Source organism: Cyanobacteriota bacterium, assembly GCA_025054735.1.
Lineage (GTDB): Bacteria > Cyanobacteriota > Cyanobacteriia > SKYG9 > SKYG9 > SKYG9.
Genome location: JANWZG010000477.1, coordinates 1 through 2,631 on the forward strand (window position 1 = coordinate 1; position 2,631 = coordinate 2,631).

Consider the following 2,631-nt stretch of genomic DNA (forward strand, 5'->3'; position numbering starts at 1 on the left):
CTGGGTTTTGTGCCATGACATCCACAGTTGCCTCAACAGTTGCCCCAGAAGTTGCCTCAGTAGTTGCCCCAGAGCCATCCGCTATGGCTACTACTCCACCCGTGCTAGCAGCACAACCCAAGCGCTTCACAGTGCAGGATTATCACCGTTTGGTGGAACTTGGCTTTTTAGGCGAAGATGACCACATTGAACTGATTCGGGGAGAGTTGATGCAAATGGCAGCAAAAGGAGTTATGCATGAGGCTTGCATCAGGCGCTTGCTACGCCAACTGCCCCAGTCACTGAATAATCAGGCCACCTTACAGTGTCAAGCACCTATTGTGTTGTCCTTTGATGGGGAACCTGAACCCGACTTTGCTGTTCTCCGTAACCGAGAAGATGACTACACTACTGCCCATCCTACTCCAGCGGATATTTTGCTGGTGATTGAGGTTGCTGATACCTCGTTGGAGTACGATCGCACAGTGAAACTGTCTCTCTATGCCGAGGCTGCCATTCCCCACTATTGGCTGTTTAACCTAGTTGATCGCACCCTAGAAGCCTATAGCGAACCTGCTCAACTCCCAACTGGACAATTTGAGTACCTAAATCGCCGTATTTTCACCCCCTCTACCACAATCGTCCTGCCCATTGGAGAACAGCCCCTTGCTCTGGCTCAAATTTTCCCCTGACTCGGCCTACAATCAACATCATCGTAAAGCCATCGAGAGCACTCAAGAGCACTAAGGGGGTGTTGTTGAACGCAGGTATGAATTGCTCCCATCCCCAACTCTTGCCTTAAACTTGGCAGAATAGGAGCTGAACCAGTTCCAAGTTGCTTTGTCAAGTTAGAAGAGGGTAGGGGCGAACATGACAGGTACCCCTACGATCGCACCAGTTGTTCCATCGTCTGGTCAACCTGCGCTACCTCACCACCAACCTCGCTCCCCGGAGTATGAGCACGCACGGCTCGGAACATACCAAACCGGCACAGCCCAGTCCCGAAGGCCAACCGCATTAGCAGAAATGTGGGCACTTCTCGCAAAGATTTAATCAACCCGATCAAGCCAAAGCGGATGATGCCCTCTGGACGGACGATACCCTGCCAGATGGAATCCAACCAAGAGGGGAGGGTTTCTGCTGTCCAGTCAGCGGTGATTACGTCACCATCCACCAACCCCGTAGCAGCCAAGGTTTCTGCAAAGCCTTCGATACTAGCAAAGGCAGGATGAGACCACTGATCCAGCAGTTGCCGCATGACTAGTCTCTCCCAGAAATTCAGGGGCTTTTGTCGATCGTCCCGCTGGTTCCAGTCTGCCACTACCAAAATGCCACCCGGTTTCAGAACCCGCAGCAGTTCCTTAGCAAACAGGGCCTTGTCAGGCATGTGGGGGCCAGCTTCGATCGACCAGACCACATCAAAGCTAGCGTCCGGGAACGACATCGCCAGGGCATCATCTACTTGAAACTGGGCTGTTACCCCAGGTGGAGTCAGTTCTCGAGCACGTCGCACTTGCTGGGGACTGATGGTAATGCCCGTCACCACAAAGCCGTAGTCCCGCGCGAGGATGCGACTGCTACCACCAATCCCACAGCCCACATCTAAAACAGTGGTACCGGGTGGCAGAGAGTCCAAGCCCCCCCATCGCACCATTTCATGCACAAAGTCGGCCTTGGCTTGCAGAAAGTCCTTGCGTTGAGGCGGCGAGCCATAGTGACCTAGATGGATATGCTCACCCCAGTAGAACTCCAGAATGCCGTCATTCGTCCAATCGTCGTAGGAGTTGGCGACGGAATCGGCAGATTGATACTTGCGTGGAAAGAGGAGGTAAAGGGTAAGCCCAACTAGTAGTAAGCTCAGGAAAATGGCAATTATCAGCAAGAGAATGTTGATCATGGAAATGATGGTCTTCAGAGGATAAGCATTGGGGCCGTGTCGTTTGTGAGAGGGATGCTAACCACAAGGACACAAAGGACACGAAGGAAGGTGGGAAGGGTTAGCTATGGGTCTTGGTTTGGGTGGGCATGGGACGATCGCATATGGCAGATAATCGCTGCCATCACTACGTCGAGAGTTAACTACATTAAGTTTAGCAACAAAGTTTAACAAAAGAATAAACCACTGTTGGAATCTGTCCAGGGTGATGCAGATTTCAGCATGGGAATTGCCGTGTAACTCTCAACCACGAGATAGGTTTTTTAGGGCACAGACAGCAGGTTGAAACTCTTCCCAGCTTTTGCAGACTTGTTCGTAACAATGGGGCGGCGCTATCGGTAGGTTTTTTAGATAAAAGAAGGTGACTTGGTTAGAGGATTCCAGCAGCAGCACCAACTCGGTGGCAGGATTGTAGGTGTCTATTGCGTCTAGAATGTGGGCATTCATAAAGTGATGACGCAGAATCACCGTATCAGGCGCGGCTAACCAAGCGTTCAAAAAGGCAGCTAGGCGCGATCGGGGCACAAAGTGGGTCTTGAACCCCTCGCCTGCAATGCCCACCACGGGCGCATTGGTGCTGCAAACCAAGGCACCCCGCTCACCATTAAGATATCCAGCCCAAGCGTTGTAGCCCAACACCAACAGGTTGGTAGCAATCAACTCCTGTTGCCAATCCATTCCCCGCTCGTCAGGTGGATTCACTTCTCCCAATAGCT

Annotated in this window: 3 protein-coding genes; 1 reads left to right on the forward strand and 2 read right to left on the reverse strand. The window is 52.0% G+C overall.

The annotated features are described in order from the left end of the window. Window positions 1–101 precede the first annotated feature (101 nt). Window positions 102–671: a Uma2 family endonuclease gene (locus NZ772_17035; protein ID MCS6815261.1), complete on the forward strand. Its 570-nt coding sequence runs from the start codon at window positions 102–104 to the stop codon at window positions 669–671. A 191-nt stretch (window positions 672–862) separates the two neighbouring features. On the opposite strand, the gene NZ772_17040 is transcribed toward NZ772_17035, so the two are convergent. Together NZ772_17040 and NZ772_17045 are read right to left on the reverse strand one after the other, a co-directional pair. Next, window positions 863–1,876: a methyltransferase domain-containing protein gene (locus NZ772_17040; protein MCS6815262.1), complete on the reverse strand. Its 1,014-nt coding sequence runs from the start codon at window positions 1,874–1,876 to the stop codon at window positions 863–865. Between the two features lie 282 nt (window positions 1,877–2,158). Next, window positions 2,159–2,593, reverse strand: a complete 435-nt coding sequence (locus NZ772_17045) for a hypothetical protein (GenBank protein ID MCS6815263.1) — start codon at window positions 2,591–2,593, stop codon at window positions 2,159–2,161. Window positions 2,594–2,631: the final 38 nt, after the last annotated feature.